22 protein-coding genes are annotated in these 23,115 nt (G+C 65.8%); 8 read left to right on the forward strand and 14 right to left on the reverse strand.

Translation table 11 applies throughout. From position 1 onward, the window contains the following. Position 1 precedes the first annotated feature (1 nt). The 3 genes from LPW30_RS03850 to LPW30_RS03860 all read left to right on the forward strand — a co-directional run bounded on the left by LPW30_RS03850 (position 2) and on the right by LPW30_RS03860 (position 3,751). On the forward strand, positions 2 to 586 hold the full coding sequence (locus LPW30_RS03850; RefSeq protein WP_239680128.1) for a pseudouridine synthase: 585 nt from the start codon (positions 2 to 4) through the stop codon (positions 584 to 586). 225 nt (positions 587 to 811) lie between these two features. Continuing rightward, entirely contained in the window at positions 812 to 2,854 is a 2,043-nt protein-coding gene (locus LPW30_RS03855; RefSeq protein WP_239680129.1) for a transglycosylase SLT domain-containing protein, read from the forward strand. Positions 2,855 to 2,866: 12 nt separating this feature from the next. Next, positions 2,867 to 3,751, forward strand: coding sequence for a fructosamine kinase family protein (locus tag LPW30_RS03860; RefSeq protein WP_239680130.1), 885 nt, complete (start codon positions 2,867 to 2,869; stop codon positions 3,749 to 3,751). Here LPW30_RS03860 and rsmD read toward each other — a convergent pair. From rsmD to LPW30_RS03875, 3 genes are all read right to left on the reverse strand, one after another. Continuing rightward, a complete protein-coding gene (gene rsmD, locus LPW30_RS03865; protein WP_239680131.1) occupies positions 3,741 to 4,316 on the reverse strand; it encodes a 16S rRNA (guanine(966)-N(2))-methyltransferase RsmD in 576 nt (191 codons plus the stop codon). The genes LPW30_RS03860 and rsmD overlap by 11 nt on opposite strands. Next, positions 4,313 to 5,572, reverse strand: coding sequence for a M16 family metallopeptidase (locus tag LPW30_RS03870; RefSeq protein ID WP_239680132.1), 1,260 nt, complete (start codon positions 5,570 to 5,572; stop codon positions 4,313 to 4,315). Before LPW30_RS03870 ends, rsmD begins: the two co-directional genes overlap by 4 nt. Positions 5,573 to 5,703: 131 nt before the next feature. Continuing rightward, on the reverse strand, positions 5,704 to 7,080 hold the full coding sequence (locus LPW30_RS03875; RefSeq protein ID WP_238623790.1) for a M16 family metallopeptidase: 1,377 nt from the start codon (positions 7,078 to 7,080) through the stop codon (positions 5,704 to 5,706). Positions 7,081 to 7,475: 395 nt separating this feature from the next. Here LPW30_RS03875 and ftsY point away from each other — a divergent pair, with 395 nt between their 5' ends. The 4 genes from ftsY to rpoH all read left to right on the forward strand — a co-directional run bounded on the left by ftsY (position 7,476) and on the right by rpoH (position 11,508). Beyond that, complete coding sequence (ftsY, locus tag LPW30_RS03880; protein ID WP_239680230.1) at positions 7,476 to 8,816, forward strand: signal recognition particle-docking protein FtsY; 1,341 nt, start codon at positions 7,476 to 7,478, stop codon at positions 8,814 to 8,816. A gap of 27 nt (positions 8,817 to 8,843) precedes the next feature. After that, a complete protein-coding gene (gene ftsE, locus LPW30_RS03885) occupies positions 8,844 to 9,518 on the forward strand; it encodes a cell division ATP-binding protein FtsE (RefSeq protein ID WP_025282855.1) in 675 nt (224 codons plus the stop codon). Next, on the forward strand, positions 9,515 to 10,480 hold the full coding sequence (ftsX, locus tag LPW30_RS03890) for a permease-like cell division protein FtsX (protein WP_239680133.1): 966 nt from the start codon (positions 9,515 to 9,517) through the stop codon (positions 10,478 to 10,480). Before ftsE ends, ftsX begins: the two co-directional genes overlap by 4 nt. A gap of 170 nt (positions 10,481 to 10,650) precedes the next feature. After that, positions 10,651 to 11,508 (forward strand): RNA polymerase sigma factor RpoH, encoded by an 858-nt coding sequence (gene rpoH / locus LPW30_RS03895; RefSeq protein ID WP_025282857.1) that lies wholly within the window; start codon positions 10,651 to 10,653, stop codon positions 11,506 to 11,508. A 232-nt stretch (positions 11,509 to 11,740) separates the two neighbouring features. Here rpoH and LPW30_RS03900 read toward each other — a convergent pair whose 3' ends face one another. The 11 genes from LPW30_RS03900 to bioH form a co-directional block, all read right to left on the reverse strand. Then, positions 11,741 to 11,896: a hypothetical protein gene (locus tag LPW30_RS03900; RefSeq protein WP_156946814.1), complete on the reverse strand. Its 156-nt coding sequence runs from the start codon at positions 11,894 to 11,896 to the stop codon at positions 11,741 to 11,743. Next, positions 11,896 to 12,093, reverse strand: a complete 198-nt coding sequence (ccoS, locus tag LPW30_RS03905; protein WP_025282858.1) for a cbb3-type cytochrome oxidase assembly protein CcoS — start codon at positions 12,091 to 12,093, stop codon at positions 11,896 to 11,898. Before ccoS ends, LPW30_RS03900 begins: the two co-directional genes overlap by 1 nt. Further along, positions 12,090 to 14,693, reverse strand: coding sequence for a heavy metal translocating P-type ATPase (locus tag LPW30_RS03910; protein ID WP_338018807.1), 2,604 nt, complete (start codon positions 14,691 to 14,693; stop codon positions 12,090 to 12,092). Before LPW30_RS03910 ends, ccoS begins: the two co-directional genes overlap by 4 nt. After that, positions 14,690 to 15,514, reverse strand: coding sequence for a FixH family protein (locus LPW30_RS03915; protein WP_238623807.1), 825 nt, complete (start codon positions 15,512 to 15,514; stop codon positions 14,690 to 14,692). The genes LPW30_RS03910 and LPW30_RS03915 overlap by 4 nt, the downstream gene beginning before the upstream one ends. Before the next feature lie 57 nt (positions 15,515 to 15,571). Continuing rightward, the gene (ccoG, locus tag LPW30_RS03920) at positions 15,572 to 16,966 is read right to left on the reverse strand and encodes a cytochrome c oxidase accessory protein CcoG (protein WP_239680135.1); all 1,395 of its coding nucleotides are present in this window, start codon (positions 16,964 to 16,966) and stop codon (positions 15,572 to 15,574) included. A 5-nt stretch (positions 16,967 to 16,971) separates the two neighbouring features. Then, on the reverse strand, positions 16,972 to 17,907 hold the full coding sequence (ccoP, locus tag LPW30_RS03925; RefSeq protein WP_025282861.1) for a cytochrome-c oxidase, cbb3-type subunit III: 936 nt from the start codon (positions 17,905 to 17,907) through the stop codon (positions 16,972 to 16,974). Beyond that, a complete protein-coding gene (locus tag LPW30_RS03930) occupies positions 17,904 to 18,110 on the reverse strand; it encodes a cbb3-type cytochrome oxidase subunit 3 (RefSeq protein ID WP_025282862.1) in 207 nt (68 codons plus the stop codon). The genes ccoP and LPW30_RS03930 overlap by 4 nt, the downstream gene beginning before the upstream one ends. Positions 18,111 to 18,122: 12 nt before the next feature. Beyond that, positions 18,123 to 18,857 carry a cytochrome-c oxidase, cbb3-type subunit II gene (gene ccoO / locus LPW30_RS03935; protein WP_025282863.1) on the reverse strand — a complete coding sequence of 245 codons (735 nt, stop codon included), beginning with the start codon at positions 18,855 to 18,857 and terminating at the stop codon, positions 18,123 to 18,125. A 26-nt stretch (positions 18,858 to 18,883) separates the two neighbouring features. Next, complete coding sequence (ccoN, locus tag LPW30_RS03940; protein WP_025282864.1) at positions 18,884 to 20,377, reverse strand: cytochrome-c oxidase, cbb3-type subunit I; 1,494 nt, start codon at positions 20,375 to 20,377, stop codon at positions 18,884 to 18,886. Positions 20,378 to 20,548: 171 nt separating this feature from the next. Continuing rightward, complete coding sequence (gene bioC, locus LPW30_RS03945; protein ID WP_239680136.1) at positions 20,549 to 21,409, reverse strand: malonyl-ACP O-methyltransferase BioC; 861 nt, start codon at positions 21,407 to 21,409, stop codon at positions 20,549 to 20,551. Next, on the reverse strand, positions 21,402 to 22,166 hold the full coding sequence (bioH, locus tag LPW30_RS03950; RefSeq protein WP_239680137.1) for a pimeloyl-ACP methyl ester esterase BioH: 765 nt from the start codon (positions 22,164 to 22,166) through the stop codon (positions 21,402 to 21,404). Before bioH ends, bioC begins: the two co-directional genes overlap by 8 nt. Positions 22,167 to 22,469: 303 nt before the next feature. Here bioH and plsY point away from each other — a divergent pair, with 303 nt between their 5' ends. Next, positions 22,470 to 23,063, forward strand: coding sequence for a glycerol-3-phosphate 1-O-acyltransferase PlsY (plsY, locus tag LPW30_RS03955; protein ID WP_025282867.1), 594 nt, complete (start codon positions 22,470 to 22,472; stop codon positions 23,061 to 23,063). Positions 23,064 to 23,115 lie beyond the last annotated feature (52 nt).

The raw sequence follows: 23,115 nt of genomic DNA on the forward strand, positions 1-23,115 counted from the left end.
CATGACCCGCTCCCGACATAAACCTCAGGACCCAAGCAAGGAGCCGACCCGCGTCATCCTGTTCAACAAGCCCTTTGACGTACTCACCCAGTTCACTGACAAGGAGGGTCGCAAAACCCTGGCCGACTTCATCCCGGTGCCCGGCGTGTATGCCGCCGGTCGCCTGGACCGGGACAGTGAGGGCCTGTTGGTGCTTACCGACAACGGTCAGCTTCAGGCGCGCATCAGCCACCCGGATCACGCCATGAGCAAGACCTACTGGGCCCAGGTGGAGGGCATCCCGGACGATGCGGCCCTCAAGGCCCTGTGCGACGGCGTGGAATTGCGTGACGGCCTGACCCAGCCCGCCCGCGCGCGACTGATGGAAGAACCCGCCAGCCTCTGGCCCCGTGACCCACCGATCCGCGAGCGTCGTCAAATCCCCACCGCCTGGGTGGAACTCACCCTGTCGGAGGGCCGCAACCGTCAGGTCCGGCGCATGACCGCCGCCGTGGGCCATCCGACCCTGAGACTGATCCGTTACCGTGTGGGCTCATGGACGCTCGACGGCCTGGTGCCGGGGGCATGGTATGCCCTGCACCCTTGATCCGGCATCAACCGTGGTATCGCAGCCTCCCCCCTGTGGGACCGGGCCTGCCCACGCATGCGAAGGCATCCCAAGACACCGGCATTCGCGGCCAAGGGCCGCTCCCACGGGGCCTCGTCATTCCAGAGGCCGCTTCCACAGTGATGTCCCTTGCAGGAACTTGCACCACGGCCTTAGAGTCGGTGGTTGAAGTGAACCGGGCACCTACCCGGAAGGGGTTTATTGATGTCATCGATCCGACTGGCCGGCCTGCTCATTCCGGTCCTGCTCTTGCTGCCGGGAATGGCAGCGGCCCTCATCTCCGAGACCACCGCCGAGCGCGCCGCCTTCGAGCGCGCCGAATCGGCCCTGAACCGCGGCGATCGCCAGGCCTTCCAGAGTGGCGTCAAGGCCCTCCAGGATTACCCCCTGCTGCCCTACCTGCTGCATGCCGATCTGAACAAACGCTTCTCGCAGCTTCGCCCCAGCGAGGTGGAGCAGTTCCTGGAGCGCTGGGGCGATACGCCCCCGGGGCGCCGCCTGCAGATCCGCTGGCTCACCCAACTGGCCCGGGATGAAGACTGGACGACCTATCGGGAACACTACCGTGAGGGGCTGGGCACCACCCTCACCTGCCACCATCACACGGCCCTGCTCAGGACAGGGCAGCGCCAGCGCGCCCTGGAGGGCGTGGAGGAACTCTGGCTGGTGGGCCGTTCCCAGCCCGATGCCTGCGACCCCATCTTCAATGCCTGGCGCGACGCCGGCCGCCTCACCCCTGAACTGGCCTGGGGCCGCTTCAGCCTGGCCATGGAGGCCGGTCAACCGGGCCTGGCCCGGTACCTGCGCCGCTACATGCCCGAAGAGGACCGGACCTGGGCCAACCGCTGGGTCTCCCTCCACGAAAACCCGAAACGCATCAGTGACATCAACTGGCGGGCCGATACCCATCCCCGCGCCAGCGAAATCATCACCCATGCCTTCAATCGCCTCACCCGCCGGGATCCGCGCGAGGCCCTGGAGATCTGGGAAAGCTCGGATTCCGACTGGGGCCTGAGCCGCCAGGACGCCCTGGACACCCAGCGCTTCATCGCCCTGCGTCTGGCCGTGCGGGAACGCCAGGATGCCCTGCCCCACCTGGCATCCCTTTCCCATGCGGTTTTTGACGACACACTCCGGCAATGGCAGGCCCGCGCCGCCCTGGCGGGTCAGGACTGGGAGACCGTGGCCCGGACCATCACCCACATGTCGGCCGACAGCCGCGAAGAGGATGTCTGGCGCTACTGGCATGCCCGTGCGCTGGAACAGATGGGCGACGACAGGAGTGCCCGTGCCCTGTACGCGCAGGTGGCCGAGAGCCGCAACTTCTATGGCTTTCTTGCCGCCGACCGCATCAATGCCCCGTATCGCATCGGCCACCGCCCGCTGGACGTGGAATCCGGTCGTCTGCAGGACATCGCCCGGAACGACACCCTGCGTCGCGCCATGGAACTGCGCGCCCTGGGGCGCCATATCGACGCTCGTCGGGAGTGGTTCCACCTGCAGAACCAACTGGAAGGCGACGACCTGGCCGCCGCTGCCATCCTGGCGCGCAGCGTGGGCTGGCACGACCGGGCCATCTTTGCCGCGGCCCGGGCCCAGCGGTTCGACGACATCGACCTGCGCTTCCCTCTCGCGCACGCCCGACTGATCACCGAAAAGGCCTCCGCACAGGGCATCAACCCCGCCTGGGCCATGGCCGTGGCCCGTCAGGAAAGTGCCTTCATGGAAGACGCCCGCTCCCACGCCGGCGCCCTGGGACTGATGCAGATCATGCCCGCCACCGGTCGTTCCATGGCCCCCAACGTGGGCCTGAGCATCAATCACAACCTGCAGTTGCTGGATCCCGAGGTGAACGTGAGCATCGGAACCTATTACCTCAAGCGCAATCTGGAGGGTTTTGGCGGCCATCCCATGTTGTCCACCGCCGCCTACAACGCGGGGGCGGGCCGGGTGCGCAGCTGGCTGCCCGAGGATGCCGTGCCCGCGGATGTGTGGGCCGAGTTGATTCCCTTCCGCGAGACCCGCGACTATGTGCGCCGGGTGCTGGCCTACCAGGTGATCTACGAGGTGCGCATGGGCCTGACCCCCACCACCCTGAGCAGCCTGCTGCCCCCGGTGACGCCCCGCTCCCGCCTGAGCCAGTCGCAGATCCTGCATCAGACCCGCTGGTCCGGCGACGACAACCTGAGCCAGCCGCTGACGCGGATCTGTGATGCGCCGGGGTATACCGAGAACCCCTGTCTGTAAGCAAGGTAGACCATGACCCTCTGGCAAAACCTCTCCAACCAGATCACTCAAGCCAGCGGCGAGTGCTTCACCCTCAAGAACTACCGGGGGGCCGGCGGCGGCTGCATCAACGAGGCGGCCGTGCTGGAAGGCAAGGACGGGCGCAGCTTCTTCGTCAAGCTCAACCGCCCGGACCTGGAGGACATGTTCGCCGCCGAGGCCGAAGGCCTGCAGGCCCTGGGAGAACCAGGAGAGATCCGCGTTCCCACGCCCCTGTGTCATGGCATCACCGATGGACGCAGCTATCTCATCATGGAGCACATCCCCCTGGGTGGGCCGCGCAACTCACGAGCCTTCGGCGAGCAACTGGCCCGGTTGCACCAGCACACCCAGCCCCGCCATGGCTGGCACCGGGACAACACCATCGGCAGCACGCCGCAGATCAACACCTGGAGCGACGATTGGGTGCATTTCTGGCGTGAGCACCGCCTGGGCTATCAGTTGGGCCGTGCGCGCGACCAGGGCGCCGGTCGGACCCTGGTGGAAGCCGTGGAACAATTGATGGCATCCCTGCCGGCCTTCTTCACGAACTATCGGCCACAAGCCTCGGTGCTGCACGGTGACCTGTGGGGCGGGAATCACGACTCGGACGCCCAGGGGAACCCGGTGATCTTCGATCCGGCGGTGTACTACGGGGACCGGGAGACGGACGTGGCCATGACGGAACTGTTTGGTGGCTGTGACCGGGATTTCTACGCCGCCTATGACGCCACGTGGCCGCGCGATCCGGGGTATCGGATCCGCAAGGACCTGTACAACCTGTACCACCTGCTGAACCACTTCAACCTGTTTGGCGGTGGCTATGCGGGTCAATCGGAGCGGCTGGCGCGGCGGTTGCTGGCGGAGGTCAAGGGATAAGAACCAACACCCCCATGACATCCCCCGCCCGGGTCTCCCGCAGCACCTCCCAGCCCTCGGGCAATTTTGGTGCGGACGCATCCGACTCGTGCTCCAGATACACCCGCGCCCCCGGGCGCAACAGCCCGGGGCGCTCCAGGCATTCGATGGCGTCCACGAGCAGGCCCTGCCGGTAGGGCGGATCCAGAAACACCAGATCAAACCCCTCCTCGCACTGCCGCAGATACCCCAGTCCATCCCGCGCCTGAACCTCCATCTGTTCAGCGCCCAGGGCTGCCACCTGCTCCCGCAGGTGGGCCGCCAGCCGGGGATCGCGTTCCACCACCACCACCCTGGCAGCCCCCCGGGACGCCGCCTCAAACCCCAGCGCCCCGGATCCGGCGAACAGATCCAGGCATCGGGCCCCGGGCAGCACCGGCTGCAGCCAGTTGAACAGGGTCTCCCGCACCCGATCCGGAGTGGGCCTCAGGCCCGGCGCATGGGGCACCGGCAGGCGACGGCTGCGCCACTGTCCGCCGATGATCCGCAGCCGCCCGGGGGCGCCCCGGCGCGGCGCGCCCCTCAACCCTCGCCTCCGACGATCACCGTGACCAGGCGCTCCGGATCCACCCGGCGGGCAAAGGCCTCGTTCACCTGTTCCGGCGTGAGGGCCTCCACCTCATCGGTAAAGGTGTCCAGGAAATCCAGGGGCAGGCCATAAAAGCCCATCATGGCCACATGATCCAGGATCCCGGAATTGCTGGCCGTGCGCAGCGGGAATCCACCCACGATATTGCGCACGCTGGCGTTGAGCTCATCCCCGTCCAGGCCCTGGGCCACGAAGTTTTCCAGGGTGTCGCGCATCACGCCGATGGCCTCGTCCGCCTGATCCACCTGGGTCTGCACCCCCATGAGGAAGGGCCCGCTCCGGGACATGGGTGAGAAATAACTGAACACGCTGTAGGCCAGCCCCCGCTGGGTGCGCACCTCATCCATCAACCGGGAGGTGAACCCGCTGCCCCCCAGGCGGTGATTGCCCACATAAAGGGGAAAGTAGTCCGCATCCCCACGGGCCATGCCGGGCTGCCCCATGAACACATGCACCTGCTCGGACGGGAAGGACACCCGCACCGTCTCGGCGGATTCCAGGGGTTCCACCTCCGGCAGGGCCGGTGCCGGCTCCCCCTCGGGCAGGGCCTCGGACACCCGCTGAGCCAGGGCCTCGGCCTGCTCGCGATCCAGACCGCCCACCAGGGCCAGCACGCCGTTACGGGCCACGTAGTAGCGCTCGTGGAAGGCCTTCAGGTCATCCGTGGTCACGGATTCAAGCCCCTCCTGGGTGCCGATGGGCATGCGCGCATAGGGATGATCGCCGTATACCGTCTCGAAGAAGGTGCGCCTGGCAATGGCACCCGGGTTCTGCTCCTGGGCCTGCAGGGCCACCAGGGCCTGACGTCGGGCCCGGTCCAGCCCGCGCTGCTCGAAACGGGGCTGACTCACGGTGGTCACGAAGGTCTCGACCGCCGTCTCCATCCAGTCTGCCTCGGTCAGGGTCCGCAGCGAGGCCATGGCCATGTCCCGTTGCGAATTGCTGCTGAACTGGGCACCCACGCCCTCGAATCGCTCGGCGATGGTATCCGCATCCCAGTCCGCGGCCCCATCGGAGAGCAGGCTGTTGGTGAGTCGCGCCAGGCCGGGCTGATCTCCATCCCGGGCACTGCCGCCATGGAAGACCAGTCGCATATCCACCATGGGGAGGGCCGGCGCGGGCACGAAATACACCTTCAGCCCGTTGTCGGTCTCCCAGTGCTGGATATCACCCTCACCGGCTGTGGCACCCATTGGGACCCCAAGCGCCAGGGCCAGCGCCACAACCAAGCCTTTCCACCCGTGGGAGCGGCCCTCGGCCGCGAATATCGAAGTCACCGTACGATCCTCCTCAGCAATCCGGATTCCAGTCATGATCCACCTCCTCACCGCAGATGGCCTTCGAAGTAGGTCGGCGGATCATCCGGATCGATGGGCTGGGGATCCAGCCAGGCCACGGTACGCTGATCCGGGTCGAAATAACGCCGCGCCACTTCCTGTACCTGCTCCGCCGTGACCGCACGCACTCGCTCGGCAAAGCGTTCGCCCTCCTCCCATGACAACCCCACGCTCTCCAGCATCCCCAGTTGCATGGCCTGCCCCTGGATGGAGTCCCGCCGGTACACGTCCCGGGCCACCACCTGCGCCTTCACCCGCTCCAGTTCCGACTCTCTGATGGGTTCATCCTTGAGCCGCTCCAGTGCCTCGATCAAGGCCTGCTCCACCTGGTCACGATCCGCGTCGGCAGAGGGCGTGGCACGCACCATTAACAGGTTGTCCAGACGCGAGAATGGTGTGTAGCTCACCCCTGCCGAGGCCACCAGTTCCCGCTCCCGCTCCAGTTCCCGGGGGATGCGGGCGCTCTCGCCGCCATCCAGCACTCCGGCGGCCACCAGCAGGGCATAGGGCTCCCAGGACTCCTCAGCCGTGAGCAGTACCGGCACCTTGTAGCCCATGAGCAACTGCGGCACCCGGGCCGGGGCCTTCACGGTGATGCGCCGCTCACCCAGCTGACGGGTCTCGGTGCGGGACTTCACCTGGGGCAGATCCCGGGCCGGGATGTCGCCGAAACGGGTCCTGGCCATCTCATGCACCTCATCGGGGTCGACATCCCCCACCACCACCAGAATGGCGTTATTGGGGGCATACCAGCGGTCATACCAGTCGCGCAGGTCGGCCACGGTGTATTCGTCGATATCCACCATCCAGCCGATCACCGGAATGCCATAGGGGCTGTTGAGCCAGGCCGTGGCATTGAAGTGTTCCCGGGTCAGGGCATTGGGGTTGTCCTCGGTGCGCAGCCGGCGCTCCTCGCGCACCACCCGCATCTCCTGGATGAATTCATCCTCGGGGAGTGCCAGGTTCTGCATCCGGTCGGCTTCCAGTTCCAGCGCCCGGTCCAGATGCCTGGCGGCCAGTTGCTGGAAGTAGGCCGTGTAATCGCGGCTGGTAAAGGCATTCTCGCGCCCGCCCAGTTCGGCGATGATCCGCGAGAACTCCCCGGCAGGATATTCCTCGGTACCCTTGAACATCATGTGCTCCAGGGCATGGGAGATCCCGGTGATGCCCCCATGTTCATGACTGGAACCCACCCGGTACCAGACCATGGACGAGACCACCGGCGCCCGGGTGTCGGGTCGCACCAGCACCTTCATGCCGTTGTCGAGTTCGAATTCGTGGACCTCACTCCCTGACCCGGCCAGCGCGGGGCCATTGCCGAACAGGAGCAGTGCAAAGCAAAGCAGCAGGGCCTTCTGTTTCATTTCGGCAGACGTTCCTCAGTGGTAGGATGTGGCAACTCGATCACCGTAGACCTTCTCAACCCATGTTCGGTTTCCGAAAAAAGAAAAAGCCCGCAGAGCCCACCCAGGCTCCGAAACCTTCCGAGGCCCCCAAGTCCTCCGAGGGAGGCGAGAGCTTCGAGGCCCTGGAGATCATCGAGGCCCCCGAGAGTATCAGGTCTCCCCGAAGGGACAAGGCCGGCTCCGCCCCGAAGGAGGCCCCCGCACCCCAGGCCCGCACCGAGGCACCCGGGCCCGCAGAAAAACCGTGGGAGCGGCCCCCGGCCGCGAAGCCGGAGCCCGAGAAGGCCCCTGCACCCACGGCTCAGCCCCCTCGGCCCGCAGCGCCCCCGAAGACGCCGACGGAGCCCTCCCCGGTGGCGAAAGCGCCCCCTGCCCGGCATCCCGAGCCCGGCAAGGCCCCGGCGAGCGCCCCCCCTGCCGCCGAGCCCGCAAGGCAGACGCCCCCAAAGACCCCGACACCCGAAGCCCGGGCCACCCAGCCGCCCCCGGCACCGGCACCGTCCCCCGATCAGGCCCGCAAACCCGAGCCCTCCCGGACTCAGCCCCCCCAGGCCCGCACCGAGGCCCCCAAGCCCCCGGAAAAACCGTGGGAGCGGCCCCCGGCCGCGAAGCCGGAGCCCAGCAAGGCCACCACAGCCGAAGCCCCGTCGCCCCAGCCCACCAAGGCCCCCGAACCCAAGTCCGCGGAGCCCAAGCCTGCAGAGCCCAAGGCCGAGGCACTCAAGCCCTCCGCCCCCACGCAAGAAGCCCCCACCAGCAAGTCCGGCCTCTTCTCCCGGCTGCGCAAGGGCCTGTCCAAGACCTCCTCCACCCTCACCGAGGGCATGGCCGGTCTGGTCATGGGCAAGAAAGCCATCGACGATGAGCTTCTGGAGGAACTGGAAACCCGTCTGCTGATGGCCGATGTGGGCATCGAGGCCACCGAGGAGATCCTCGATAACCTCACCACCCGCGTCGCACGCAAGGAACTGAAGGACGCCGAAGCCCTGGTCAAGGCCCTGGAAGCGGCCATGGTGGATGTGCTCGAGCCGGTACAGGCGCCCCTGAAGATCGACCGTGACCACAAGCCCTACGTCATCCTGGTGCTGGGCATCAACGGCTCGGGCAAGACCACCACTATCGGCAAGCTCACCCACCGCCTGCGGTCCCAGGGCTTGTCGGTGATGCTGGCCGCCGGCGACACCTTCCGTGCCGCCGCCGTGGAACAGCTGCAGACCTGGGGCGAGCGCAACCAGGCCCCGGTGATCTCCCAGGGCAAGGGGGCCGACTCCGCCTCGGTGATCTACGATGGCCTGCAGGCCGCCAAATCCCGCGGCATGGACGTGCTCATCGCCGACACCGCCGGCCGTCTGCACACCCAGACCAATCTCATGGACGAACTCAAGAAGGTCAAACGGGTGATACAGCGCCTGGAACCGGACGCCCCCCATGAAATCCTCCTGGTGGTGGACGGCGGCACCGGCCAGAACGCCCTCAACCAGGCCCAGGACTTCGACCTGGCCATGGGCGTCACTGGCATCGCCGTCACCAAGCTGGACGGCACCGCCAAGGGCGGCATCCTGTTTGCCATGGCCCAGAAGGTGGGCATCCCGGTGCGTTTCATCGGCGTGGGGGAAAGCATCGAGGATCTGCGCGAGTTCGACGCCAAGGACTTTGCCCGGGCATTGCTGTCGGATGGCGCTCAAAAGGAGTGACGGCGCCCCTGGCGCCATCCCCAATCCATGATCCACCTGAAGAACGTCACCAAGCGCTACCCCACCGGCCATGAGGCCCTGTCCCGCATCAATCTCAAGCTGGACAAGGGCGCCATGGCCTTTCTCACCGGCCATTCCGGGGCCGGCAAGAGCACCCTGCTCAAGCTGATCGCCCTGATCGAGCGGCCCACCCGTGGGCGTCTCATCGTCAATGATCAGGACCTGGCCGGGCTCGCCCCCCGGCAGGTCCCCTACTTTCGTCGGCAAATCGGCATCATATTCCAGGATCACCACCTGCTGCATGACCGCAGCGTCTTCGACAACGTGGCCCTGCCCCTGGTGATCCAGGGCTATCGGCAGCACGAGATCGCCCGCCGGGCCCGCGCCGCCCTGGACCGGGTAGGGCTGCTGCACAAGGAGGGGGCTGCCCCCATCACCCTATCCAGCGGCGAACAACAGCGGGTGGGCATCGCCCGGGCGGTGGTGCACAAGCCGGCCATCCTGCTGGCCGACGAACCCACCGGCAATCTGGACCCGGATCTGTCCCGGGAGATCATGGAACTGTTCATCCGCTTCAACCAGGTGGGCACCACGGTAATGATCGCCAGCCACGACCTGGAACTCATCTCCAGCCTGGGCAAGCCCATGGTGCGCCTGCACGAGGGCCGCCTGCAGCGCGAAGCCCAGCCGGAGCCCGCATGAGTTCCAGGTCACGCCGGCGGCTCAACCGTCCCACCACCCATGCCCGCTTCCAGGCCTACGGGATCAATCATCTGCGGGCCCTGGTGTTCAGCCTGGGCAAGCTCTATCGGGCCCCCTTCTCCAGCCTGCTCACCCTGCTGGTGATCGCCATCGCGCTCACCCTGCCCAGCATCCTGTACCTCATCCTGGTCAATCTGCAGCAGGTCACGCCCCAGTGGGACCGCACCGCGCAGATCTCCGTCTTCCTGGCGTCTTCCGTGGCGGATGACGATGTCCCGGCCCTGGCCACCCGCCTGGCCCAGCGCGCCGACGTGGCCACCACCGAAGGGATCACCCGGGATCAGGCCCTGGAGGAGTTTCGCACCCATTCCGGGTTCGGTGACGCCGTGGATGCCCTGGGGGAGAATCCGTTACCGGCCGTCATCCTGGTCACTCCGGCCCTGGACACCCAGACCCCGGCCAACCTGGAGGCCCTGGTGGCGTCCCTGAACGAACTTTCCGAGGTGGAAAACGCCAGCCTGGACATGCAATGGGTGCAGCGCCTCTACGCCATCATGGACACCCTGGAGCGCACCACCCTCATCCTGGCGCTGCTGCTGGGGCTGGGGGTGATCCTGGTGGTGGGCAACACCATCCGCCTGGACGTCCAGAACCGGCGCGAGGAGATCGAGGTGGCCAAGCTGGTGGGCGCCACCGACGCCTTCATCCGCCGCCCCTTCCTCTACGGCGGCCTCTGGCTGGGCCTGGGCGGCGCCCTCATCGCCCTGCTCATCGTCGCCACCACCCGCATCCTGCTGACCTACCCGGTACAGGATCTGGCCGCCCTCTACGGCGGCCAGTACGGCATCCGCGGCCTCACGCCCACCGACAGCCTCACCCTCCTGGCCACCGGCGCCCTCCTCGGCCTCGCCGGCTCCTGGATCACCGTAGGCCGCCACCTCAAGCACATCGAACCCTCCTGACCCCATCAGAGGATAGACCCCTTTTCCGAATGGGACGCTGAATGGGGACAGGCACCTTGTCTACCTTTTTTGGACCCTACAATTTGCAGGAACTCCCCCACCGGTTAGCACTCCAACGAGCAGACTGCTAAAATCACGGCATTCCGGCAGGAATGGGGAGGACGCCAACGATGAACACCGCGCTAGTCGCCACGAAAGACAATCTGGCCGTACCGGTCGGCAACCTGGAGAGCTACATCCAGGCGGTCAATCAGCTGCCCGTGCTGGAGGCCGACGATGAAAAGTCGCTGGCCCGTCGCCTGCGCGACCACCAGGATCTGGAGGCGGCGCGCACGCTGGTCATGCACAACCTGCGGTTCGTGGTGCACATCGCGCGGGGCTACTCCGGCTACGGTCTGGGCCTGGGGGATCTCATCCAGGAGGGCAACATCGGCCTGATGAAGGCGGTGAAGCGGTTTGATCCGGAAATGAACGTGCGCCTGATCTCGTTCGCCGTGCACTGGATCCGCGCCGAGATCCACGAATTCGTGCTGCGCAACTGGCGCATTGTCAAGGTGGCCACCACCAAGGCCCAGCGCAAGCTGTTCTTCAACCTGCGCAGCGCCAAGCAGCGTCTGGGCTGGTTCAGCCAGGAAGAAGTGGACACCGTGGCCCGGGATCTGGGCGTCACCCCCCGCGAGGTCATGGAGATGGAGTCGCGCATGGCCGGACAGGACATGAGCTTCGACCCGGAACCCCAGGACGACGACACCCCCTACCTGCCCCCGTCCGAGTCCCTGACCGACCACACTGACGACCCGGCCCAGGCCCTGGAGCGCAGCGACTGGGACAGCTACCACCACACCCGCTTGCAGCAAGCCATGGAGGCCCTGGACGACCGCAGCCGCCAGATCCTGGCCCGGCGCTGGCTGGCCGAAGACAAAGCCACCCTGCACGAACTGGCCGCCGAATACAGCGTATCCGCCGAACGCATCCGGCAACTGGAAAACAACGCCATCGGCAAGTTACGCAAGGCCATGGCGGCCTGATCAGCGCTCCTCCACCCTCACCCCAACCCCTCTCCCGCCAGCGGGAGAGGGGCTTGCAAAGCAAAATGTATGGGGTTCGCCCCTTGTCTCCTGCCCCCCCTGTGGGAGCCGGCCGGCCGGCGATGCGCTGCGACAGCAGCGCCCGAACCAAACCATGTGCCCACCGCTTTCGCGGGCGAGGCCCGCTTCCACACGGTTGCGCCTTGGGAATGGAGGCACCCCTTTTGGGGGGCTATCCCAGCAGGATCACCGAGAAAAAGCTCACCCAGCCCAGGATGATCAGGAACACGATGAAGGTCATCGCCCCGTTCTCGAAACTGAACATGGGGTGTCTGAGCACCGGTAGGCGGCGGGCCGCCGCGACCCATTCGTTCAACCTGTCGAGCATCACCTGTCCTCCTCCCGGGTTTCCCGGGATGCCGGATCCCGACGCGGGATCCTCGGGTCATCGTCATCCATGAGGATCCGGTGGGCCGGACCCTCCATGTCATCATACTGCCCGGCGCGCACCGTCCACAGGAACGCCGCCAGGATCACTGCCATGAAGATGATCCCCAGGGGGATCAGCAAGTAAAGAATGTTCATGCGCCCTCACTCCCGCCCGTCAGACCCTGATCGCGCAGCCTCAGGGCATTCACCACCACCAGCAGCGAGCTCAGGGACATCCCCAGCGCCGCGATCCAGGGGGTGATGAGCCCCACAGCCGCCACGGGCAATGCAATGGAATTGTAGCCAATGGCCCAGCCGATGTTCTGGCGGATCACCCGCGCCGTCTCCCGGGCCTTGTCCAGCCCTGCCGGCAGCACCGAAAGCTGATCCCGGTAGAGGATCATGTCGGCGCTGGCCTGCGCCAGCTGAGTGCCCCCGGCCATGGCCACCGATACCGTGGCCCGGGAGAGCACCGGCGCGTCATTGACCCCATCCCCCACCATGGCCACCCGGGCCCCCTGCGTCTCCAGGGCCTCCAGGGCGGCCAGCTTGTCGGCGGGGGTGAGGCCGCCCCGGGCATCCTCGATGCCCAGTCCCACGGCCAGGCGCTTCACCGTGGCCGGATCATCACCCGAGAAGACATGCAGGTTCAGGCCGCGTTCCCTGAGGGCCTCCACGGTGGGCAGGGCATCGGGCCGCAGCCGGTCCTCCAGGGTGAAAAGGGCCAGCGGGCCGGCCTCGTCACCCAGGGCGATGACAGTACCGTGTTGAGCATGTTGCCGGGCCACTTCGAGAAGGTGGCCGCCTGCCTCGCCGCCGATGAGTTCGGCCACAAACCGGGGACTGCCGAGGCGCACCCGCCTACCATGAACCCAGCCCTCGACACCCAGGCCCGGGAAGGTCCGGGGCCCGTCATCGTCCGGTGCCTCCCCTTTCGCGGCCGAGGGCCGCTCCCACATGCCATCCCCATCAGCACCGGCCTCCGGGGCCAGAACTCCGCCCCCGTGGGAGCGGCCCTCGGCCGCGAATGTCGAAGCCTCACAAGCCCCGGCAGTCGCCTCATCCTCCGCCGCCTGCAGCAACGCCCTCGCCACCGGATGCCCCGACCCCACCTCCAGCGCCGCAGCCATCTGCAGACAGGCACCACGATCCAGGGCCCCCAGCACCTCCACCCCGCGCAGACTCAACCGCCCCTCGGTCAGCGTCCCCGTCTTGTCGAACACCACATCGGTCACACCGGCCAGCCCCTCCAGGGCCTCTCCCCGGGCGGTGAGCAGGCCCCGGCCGGTCAACGCCCCCGTGGCCGCCGTGATCGCCGCCGGCGTGGCCAGGGCCAGGGCGCAGGGGCAGCTCACCACCAGCATGGCCACCATCACCCAGAAAGCCCGGGCCGGATCAATCCACAACCACCACACCAACCCCACCAGGACCGTGAGCACCAGCACCGCCCCCACGAACCAGCCGGTGCCGCGCTCCGCCATCACCGCCAGGCGCGGCTTCTGGGTCTGGGCGCGGTCCAGCAGGCGCTGGATGGCCGAGAGCACCGTATCGGCGCCCACCTGCTCCACCCGCATCACCAGCGGGCTCTCCACGTTCACCGTGCCCCCTGTCAACCCATCGCCCCGTCCCCGCGCCCTGGGCAGGCTCTCCCCCGTCAGCAGGGACTCATCCACGCTGGAGCGCCCGGATTCCACCACGCCGTCGGCAGGCACCGGCTCCCCCGGGCGAATGCGCACCCGATCCCCCGGTGAAAGCTCCGTCACAGACACCTGCTCCTCCCCCGTGTCGATCAGACGCGTGGCCACCGCCGGCAACAGCCGACCCAGTGCCTCCGTCGCCTGGCCGGCCCGCTGACGCGCTTCCATCTCCAGGTAACGACCGGTGAGCAGGAAGAAGACGAACATGGTCACCGACTCGAAATACACATGCTCATGGCTGCCGGTGACCGTGGCCCACACGCTGGCCAGATAAGTGGAACCAATGGCCAGGGCCACCGGCACATCCATCCCCAAGCGACGCTGGCGCACATCCCGCCAGGCCGAGGTGAAGAAGCTGGCACCCGCATACACCACCACTGGCGTGGCAATGAACAGGGCCACCCAGCGCAGGAAGTGCATCATGTCCTCCTGCCCGGCCACGCCGTGCCCCAGCCACAGGGCCACGGCAATCATCATCACCTGCATCATGCCCAGCCCGGCCACCGCCAGGCGCCTCAGGGCACGGTCCCTCTCACGCTTGAACGAGGCCTCCTGGCGCCCCGGATCAAACGGATGGGCCCGGTAACCGATCTCATGGACGGCCTGAAGAATCCGGCTGAGTTGAACCCGACTGGCGTCCCAACGAGCCCGCGCCCGATGGGTGGAATAGTTCACCGAAAAATCCAGCACCCCGGGCAGGGCCTTCACATGGCGCTCGCTCAACCACACGCAGGCGGCACAGGTGATGCCCTCCAGCATCAGCGAGGCTTCGCGCACATCCCCTTCGGCCACATGCACAAAGCTGCGCTGTACCTGTTCGGTATCGTAAAGATCCAGGCCTGCCAGAGGCGCCAACGGGTCCGGTGGGCCGTCGGGGGTCTCGGTGCGATGCCGGTAATAGTCCTCCAGACCGGCGTCGACAATGGCACCCGCCACCGCCAGGCAACCCGGACAACAAAAGACCCGCTCTTCCCCCAGCACTACCCGGCCGAGTTTGCTGCCCTCGGGGCTGCCCTCGGGGACAGGCAAGCCGCAGTGGTAACAAGGCTCCCGGGTCACCCTTCCCTCACGGAAGTGACGCCCCGCTGCTCATGGAGATCCTCACCACGGTACACCTGCAGCAGCAGATCCCAGCGCCCCGGAGCCGGGAAGCGCAATTGCGTCTGATACAGTCCCGGCCCCACCTCACGCATCTCGAACACCTGATCCATTCGCTCATCGGATGGCCGCATGAACTCCCCCACGATCTGCGCCCGGCGCACCGGCTCACCCTCCCGATCGGTCACCTTCACCTGGAAGGTGCTGGGCTCATCCAGCCGGGGCGCCTCCAGCCACCCCTGGCGCACCTGCCAACCCCGCTCGGCCTGCACCTTGGCCTGTTGCATATATTCCTGGGCCAGGGCCTGATTCTTGTGAGAGATGTGGGCGGCAGTGCCCGGGAAGAAGGAAGTCACCTGTTCAGCGCCGCTGCGCGGCTCCGGCAGGATGCGTCCCACCAGATTACTGGGCATACCCTGGTGGGCCACAGTCACCAGGATGCCGTTGACCGTGGCGATGACCAGGAAAAAACCGATGATCGTGGCCGGCGCCCAGTGCACCTGCAGTCGCCCCACCTTCTCACCCCGGCCTTTCTGGCTCTCGATCTGGTTCATGATGATGCCCAGGCCGTAGGGGGTGATCACATAAAAGGCCAGATGGATGGCAAACACATCCGCCCCGGGCCAGAAAACCACCGAGATGGGGATGAACACCAGCATGGTGAACACCAGCACCGTCAGGGAGGTCTGGTAGGCCCGCAGCCGGGTGAAGCGGTAGAGCACGAAGAACAGGACGATGCCGGCAACGACGCCCAGGCTCAGGGTGAGGACTAATGGATCCATGATGTTGTCAACCTGCTGAAAGTAGGTATCAATTCAGGCACAGCGCCCGCCTTCCGCTCATCTCAAGATAAACTGCGACTCCACCCGCACCACATCCATCCCCTCCGGCTCCACCGGCACCACCTCGAACACCACCCCCTGCTGCCGCGGCGCCCCCGCCGGCACGTCGTAACGCACCCTTGCCAGCAACGTGGTGCGCTGCTCCGGCATCAGGCTCACCCGCTCGATACGCCCCGTGTCCAGCGCCGCACCGTCCAGCCCGGTGAGCCTCAACTCCAGCACCACCGGGTGCTGCGCCTTGTTGTGCAGGCGGATTTCATAACTGTTCTGGATGGAGCCATCCGATAGCTGCACGAACAGGGGCTGACGCACCTGGCTCACCGAGGCATCCAGGGGCGTCTGATGAGCGATGCCCCAGCCCAGCAGCACCGCAATCAACACCAGGGGCACTGCATAGCCAATGGTCTTGGGCTTGAAGTACCGGGTGCGCCGCCCCTCCAGGGCATTCTCCGAGGTATAGCGCACCAGCCCCCGGGGCCATTTCAGACCATCCATCACCGTGTCGCAGGCATCCACGCACAGGGCACAGTGGATGCACTGGTACTGCAGCCCGTCACGGATATCGATGCCCACCGGGCACACCTGCACGCAATAGCCACAATCAATGCAGTCACCCACGCCCCTGGCCTGACGCTCCTCGCGACTGCGCAAGCCCCGCACGGGCTTCGAGCGGCCTTCAGAGCCCTCCCCCCGCGCGGCATCGTAGGACACGATCAGGGTGTCCTTGTCGAACATCACACTCTGAAAGCGGGCATACGGGCACATATAGGTGCACACCTGCTCGCGCAGCAGGCCCGCCAGCAGGTAAGTGGTGATGGTGAGAAACCCGGCGGTGGCATAGGCCGCAAACGCCGCCTGACCGGTGAAGAAGGCCACCACCAGATCCGGCGCATTGGCCCAGTACAGGGTGAAAGTCAGCCCGGTGGCAAAAGCCACCAGCAGCCACAGCCCATGGGTGGCCCCCTTGAGCGCCGTCGCCCGGGGGCCGCCCCGTTCGGCCAGTCGCATGCGCGCCGCCCGATCCCCCTGCACCCAGCGCTCGATCAGCATGAACACATCGGTCCACAGGGTCTGAAAACAGAAATACCCGCAGAACACCCGCCCGGCAATGCCCGTCACCATGAACAGCAGCAGCGCCAGGATGATCAGCAACGCCGCCAGCCAGAAGATGTCCTGCGGGTGCACCAGCAGGTCAAAGAGATAGAAACGGCGCCCGGGGATATCGAACAGCACCGCCTGATTGGCTGCGTGCTCACGTTCCCAGCGCAGCCAGGGGAGCAGGAAGTACACCCCGTAGGCCAGGGCGAGCACACTCCACTTCAGGTTGCGAAAACGCCCCTTGACGGCCCGGGGGTAGATGGGAATACGGGCCTGGTACTGAGTGTCGGGCATGCGCGCTACTGACCACCCCCGAACTGGTGCACATAGGTGGCCAGCACCTTGATCTCGGCATCGGAGAGGCGATCACCAAAGGCCGGCATCTCCTGGCGCACCCCGTCGTGAACCAGCTGACTGATCAGGGCGCGGCGGGCCGCATCGTCCTCGGCGCCGGCCACATCAATGTTCTGCCAGATATCGTTGGTCAGGTCCGGGGCCCCCTGGGAGCGCAGGCCGGTGCCATCGTGCCGATGGCAGGCATGGCAGCCACCCTCACGCCCCTGAAAGATCTCCCCGCCCCGGGCGATCTTCTCTGCATCCCCCTCATATCCCGCCAGACTCAGCACATAGGCCGCCACATGGTCCCGCTGCTGCTCGTCCAGCACCTCACGGTAATCAGGCATGAACCCCAGTCGCCCGTGGGTAATGGTCTGGGCAATGGTCTCCACATCCCCGCCCCAGTGCCAGTTATCGTCGGCCAGGTTGGGATACACACCCATGAGCCCCGCCCCGCCGGTCTGATGGCAGGCGGCGCAGAAGTCACCGAACATCCCCCGGCCATAGGAGTTCACGAAGGCCAGCTTGTTGGTATCGCCGAGCACCTCGTCCAGGGTGCTATCGTCAATCACCTGCAAGAACTCACGCTGGCGCAGCGCGGAATCACCGGTCTGCATGTCCCGCACCAGCAGCGCGCGACTGTTCCAGTGAGTTGTCCGCTCTTCGCCATCCACCTCGAAGGTGACCGTGCTCAGCCCCTTGGTGAAGGTGTCGGCCACCGGCCAGGCCGGATACAGCAGCCAGTAAATCAGGGAGAAGATCACCGTGGCATAAAAGCCCCAGAGCCACCAGCGGGGCAAGGGATTATCCAGTTCACGCAGGTTGTCGTCCCAGGTGTGACCCGTGGTCGGCACGCCCTTGCCGGCGGGAGCTTCAGGTGATTGTCCGGATTCGCTCATGGCCGGTCCTTCCTGTCCTGGTCGCGTTGTTCAGGCGTGTCTTCATCGTCGAAGGGAATATAACGATAGGATTCAAGACGATCCGAACGACTGCGACTGGAAAACAGATAGATGAGAATACCCACGAAGGTGCTGAAGAACAGCAATAGCGCCACGATCTTGCTGTTGCCCAGGTCCGTGATCCAAAGCCAGAGGTCTGCCACGTCAACACCCCATCATCGAAATTCGACGAAGTAACCCTCGTCGTACTGACTGAAATCCACCAACGTGCCCAGCATCTGCAGATAGGCCACCATGGCATCCATCTCGGTGATGCGCGATGGATCGCCGTCATAGTTGCCCCGACGCGCCTGGGCCTCCAGGTTCTCCCGGGCATCATCGATATGCAGCATGCGCGCGGTCTGTTCACCGAAACGCTCCACGTTGGCCTGGTACTCCTCCTCGTTGATGGAGTAAGGCACGCCCACACGCCGCAGGGCCCGCATGCGCCGCTCGATGTCGTCGTAGGCCAGATCACGCCGGGCCAGCCAGGGATAGCCCGGCATGATGGACTCGGGCACCACTGATTTCGGGTCGATCAGGTGGCGCACATGCCATTCGTTGGAGTACTTGCCGCCCACCCGGGCCAGGTCCGGCCCCGTGCGCTTGGAGCCCCACTGAAAGGGATGGTCATACATGGACTCCGCCGCCAGGGAATAGTGCCCATAACGCAGCATCTCGTCCCGGAAGGGCCGCACCATCTGGGAATGGCAGTTGTAGCACCCCTCGCGCACATAGATATCCCGCCCCCGCTGCTCCAGCGGCGTGTAGGGGCGCACCCCGTCCACCTCCTCCACCGTGTCGTCGATGTAGAACAGGGGGACGATCTCCACCAGGCCGCCGATACTGATCACGATCAGGGTGAGAATGACCAGCAGGCCTGCATTGGTCTCGATGGTTTCGTGCTTCATCTTCATGGCTGCTTATGGCTCCCTGATCAGGCCCGGGCAGTGGCCGTGGCGCCACCCGCGGTCCGCGACTCCGCCGCCTTCAACGCGCGATGCACGGGCATGACGGTCTTGTAGATATTGAAGGCCATCAGCAACATCCCGGCCAGGAACAACCCACCGCCGAGCGCACGCACCACATAGGGCTGATGCAGGAACACCACCGTCTCGATAAAGGTGTAGGACAGATTGCCGAACTCATCGAAGGCCCTGAGCATCAGGCCCTGGCCGATGCCGGCCACCCACATGGCAACGATGTAGAGCACGATGCCGATGGTGGCCAGGAAGAAGTGCACATACACCAGGCGGATGCTGTAGAGCTTGGTGTCCCACAGCCGCGGGATCAGGTGATACAGGGAGCCGAAGGTGATCATGGCCACCCAGCCCAGGGCCCCGGAGTGCACATGCCCCACCGTCCAGTCGGTGTAATGGGACAGGGCATTCACGCTCTTGAGGGACATCATCGGCCCCTCGAAGGTGGCCATGCCATAGAAGGACAGGGAGGTGATCATGAACAGCATGATCGGATCGGTACGCAGTTTGTCCCACGCCCCGGAGAGGGTCATCACCCCGTTGATCATGCCCCCCCAGGAGGGCAGGAGCAGCAGGATGGAGAAGGTGGCCGAGAGGGTGGTCACCCAGTCCGGCAGGGCCGTCCAGTGCAGGTGGTGCGCCCCCACCCACATGTACAGGAACACCAGCGCCCAGAAGTGCACGATGGACAACCTGTAGGAATAGATGGGCCTTCCCGCCTGCTTGGGCACGAAGTAATACATCATCCCCAGGAAGGCCGCGGTGAGGAAGAAGCCCACGGCATTATGGCCGTACCACCACTGGGTCATGGCGTCCTGCACCCCCGAGAACAGGGAGTACGACTCCAGGCTGAACAGGCTCACCGGCACCGCCAGGTTATTGAAGATATGCAGGATGGCCGTGGCCAGGATGAAGGCCATGAAAAACCAGTTGGCCACGTAGATATGCGGCTGCGTGCGGCGCAGCAGGGTCATCAGGTAAACCAGGAAATAGGCCACCCAGACCACGGTGATGAGGATGTCGATCTGCCAGGTGAACTCGGCGTATTCCCTTCCCTGGGTGAAGCCCGCCATGTAGGTGATCGCCCCCAGGAACACCGCCGCGTTCCATCCCCAGAAGGTGAACTCCGCCAATCGGGTGCCGAACAGTCGCGTCTGACAGGTGCGCTGCACCACGTAATACGAGGTGGCAAACAGGGCGTTACCGCCAAAACCGAAGATCACCAGGGTGGTATGCACCGGGCGGAATCGCCCGAAACTGATCTGGGCGATATCGAAGTTGAGGAACGGGAACGCCAGCTGCGCGGCGATATACACCCCCACGCCCATCCCCAGCACGCCCCAGACGAGGGACATGATGGCAAACTTCTTGACGATGGCGTAGTTGTACTGCTCGGAGGGGGCAACCGGCGCGCTTGGCCGTGCTGCATCTGCGGTGCTCGACTGGGCCATGATCTGGTCTCTTATGAATTCCCTTGGAAAAGGTATAGACCTTTCCGTGGAAAATTGCGACCGCTCAAGGCCGCCGGCAAAACCTGACCCTAATCCAAGGAATTAATTTCCGCGACCAAAGGGAATTGATGGGGGTATAAAGACGGAGTGATCAGGGTAGCCGCCCCACCCTCACCCCGCCCGAATCGGAATCGCCCCCTTGGGCAACCCGCTCGGCGCTGGCGCATCCGGCACCCATGCATGCCCGTATACCACCTCATAACTGGCCGGCAACAGCCCCTCCTGCCGATATTCCTCATAAGCCGCCTCCAGTGCCCGCAACCGCCCAGGCCCGGTCAGCCCCCGACCCCGCCCCGACAACGCGTTGGTCGCCCCGATCGCCTTCAGATCCCGCATCAACCCCCGCACATCCGGATACGTCACCGTCATCCGCTCCACATCCATCACCGGGTCGGCAAACCCCGCCCGCACCAGGGCATCACCGATATCATGCATGTCCATGAAGGCATTCACATGGGCGCGACCATCCACCACCTCCCAGGCCCGACGCAGCTCCACCAGCGTGTCCGGCCCCAAAGTGGTGAACATCAACAGTCCCTGGGGCGAAAGCACCCGCCGAAACTCCGCCAGGGCCCGGTCCAGATCATTGCACCACTGCACCGTCAGGCTGGAGAAAATCAGGTCAAAGCTGGCATCCGCAAAGGGCAGGGATTCCACGTCGGCGCATACCAGCCCCGGCTTGCGCCACCAGCCGGCCCCCTTGGCCGTGAGCCGCAACATCGCGGGCGACAGATCCAGGGCCACCACCCGACTGCCCTTGTACAGCCGCTTGAGCCCATGGGCCCCCTGCCCCGTGCCCGCCCCGGCATCCAGTACCCGGGCCGGGTCCAGCTTCACCCACTGCAAGCGCTCCAGCAGCCGCGAACACGCCTCCCGCTGCAACACCGCCGCCTCATCATACGAGGACGCCGCCTGGTCGAAGGTGGCACGCACCCGCCGTTTGTCCAGGCGATAGGGAGAGGCATCAGTCATGCAAAAGGCTCCGCAGGGTCTTTTCAAAGGCTTGGGGCCGGGACAGGAACGGCGCGTGTCCGGCCCGCTCGATCACGGGGGTCTTCATGTCGGGTCGCAGGGCCCTGAGCTGTTCACCCACGCCCGCCGGCACCAGAGTGTCGTATTCCCCCAGGATGGCATGCACCGGGCACTCCAGAGCCGCCAGCTCATCGCGCAGATCCAGATGACGCAGCCAGTCCAGCCCCTCGTGGAGCGCCTGCTCCGCCGGCGGATCGCTCAGCAACCGGGCCCGCAATCCACGCAGGGCGTCCTGGGCATTATCCAGCCCATGGAACTGCAGGGCCAGAAAGCGGTTCAGCGTGGTGCGATAATTGGCCGCCAGCCCCTGGGCAAAGGCGTCCAGCACCGGACCACGCATGGCGTGGGGCCAGCCCTCTCCCTGCACGAACCGCGGCGTACCGGCCACCAGGATGACCCTGCCCACCCGCTCAGGATGCCGCGTCGCCGCGCGGATGGCCACCAGGGCACCCAGGGACCAGCCGATCAGCGCCAGGGCATCGGACTCGGAGGAATCCACGTCAGGGGCCTGCGCGGCAGCTACCACCCGATCGGCCACCTCATCCAGCTCACCCAGCCCCCCCTCCCCGGCCAGTCGCCCATGACCGGGCAGATCCACCGCCCGCACCGGGCCCTCGTCCCGCAGTGGCGGGATCAGATCGTCCCACACCCCGGCGTTGAGCCCCCAGCCGTGGATAAGCGTGAGCTTGTGTTTCACATTCGAACCCCGTGCATGCGATTCAATCAACACCATTCTCCCTATCAAGCCCCTCTCCCGCTAGCGGGAGAGGGGTTGGGGTGAGGGTGGTCATCGGCACCCGTGCCCACCGACCCCTCATCCCCGCTCCGTCTCCCCCGGGGGGAGACGGAGTTGGCAATCATGGGGCATTGGGTACTTGAGCCCCTCTCCCGCTGGCGGGAGAGGGGTTGGGGTGAGGGTGGAACTCCCGCCTGCATCGGTTATGATCCCCTCACATCCAGATCACCCACCGGATCCCGGTCGCAAGGATACCGTTTCATCATGATCCTCCAGATTATCCTGATCATCGCCGCCTACCTGATCGGCTCATTATCCACCGCCATCATCACCTGCAAGCTCCTGGGCCTTCCCGACCCGCGCACCCAGGGCTCGGGCAACCCCGGTGCCACCAACGTGCTGCGCTCCGGCGGCAAAAAGGCCGCCATCATCACCCTGACGGGCGATCTGCTCAAGGGCTTGATACCGGTACTGATCGCCCAGGCCTTCGGCCTCTCCGGCCTGGCCCTGGCACTGGTGGCCCTCGCCGCCTTCCTGGGGCATCTGTTCCCCGCCTACCACGGTTTCAAGGGTGGCAAGGGCGTGGCCACCGGCCTGGGCGTGCTGCTGGGTCTGCATTGGGCCGTGGGCGTCGCGGCCTTGGTCACCTGGCTGCTCGCCGCCGGCATCAGCCGCATCTCATCCATGGGCGCCCTGGTGGCCGCCACCCTCACCCCCATCTGGATCGCCCTCATCCTGGGTGACTTCTGGCTCACCATGACCGGCTGCATCATGATGATCCTGCTGTACTGGCGTCACTGGAGCAACATCCAGCGCATCCTGGCGGGGACAGAGCCCAAAATCGGCCGCAAGAGCTGAGAGAGGTGACTGACACCTTTTTTGAAGTCCACCTGCCCTCACCCCAACCCCT

The sequence above is a fragment of the Ectothiorhodospira variabilis genome (assembly GCF_022227625.1).
GTDB classification, from domain to species: Bacteria; Pseudomonadota; Gammaproteobacteria; order Ectothiorhodospirales; family Ectothiorhodospiraceae; genus Ectothiorhodospira; species Ectothiorhodospira haloalkaliphila.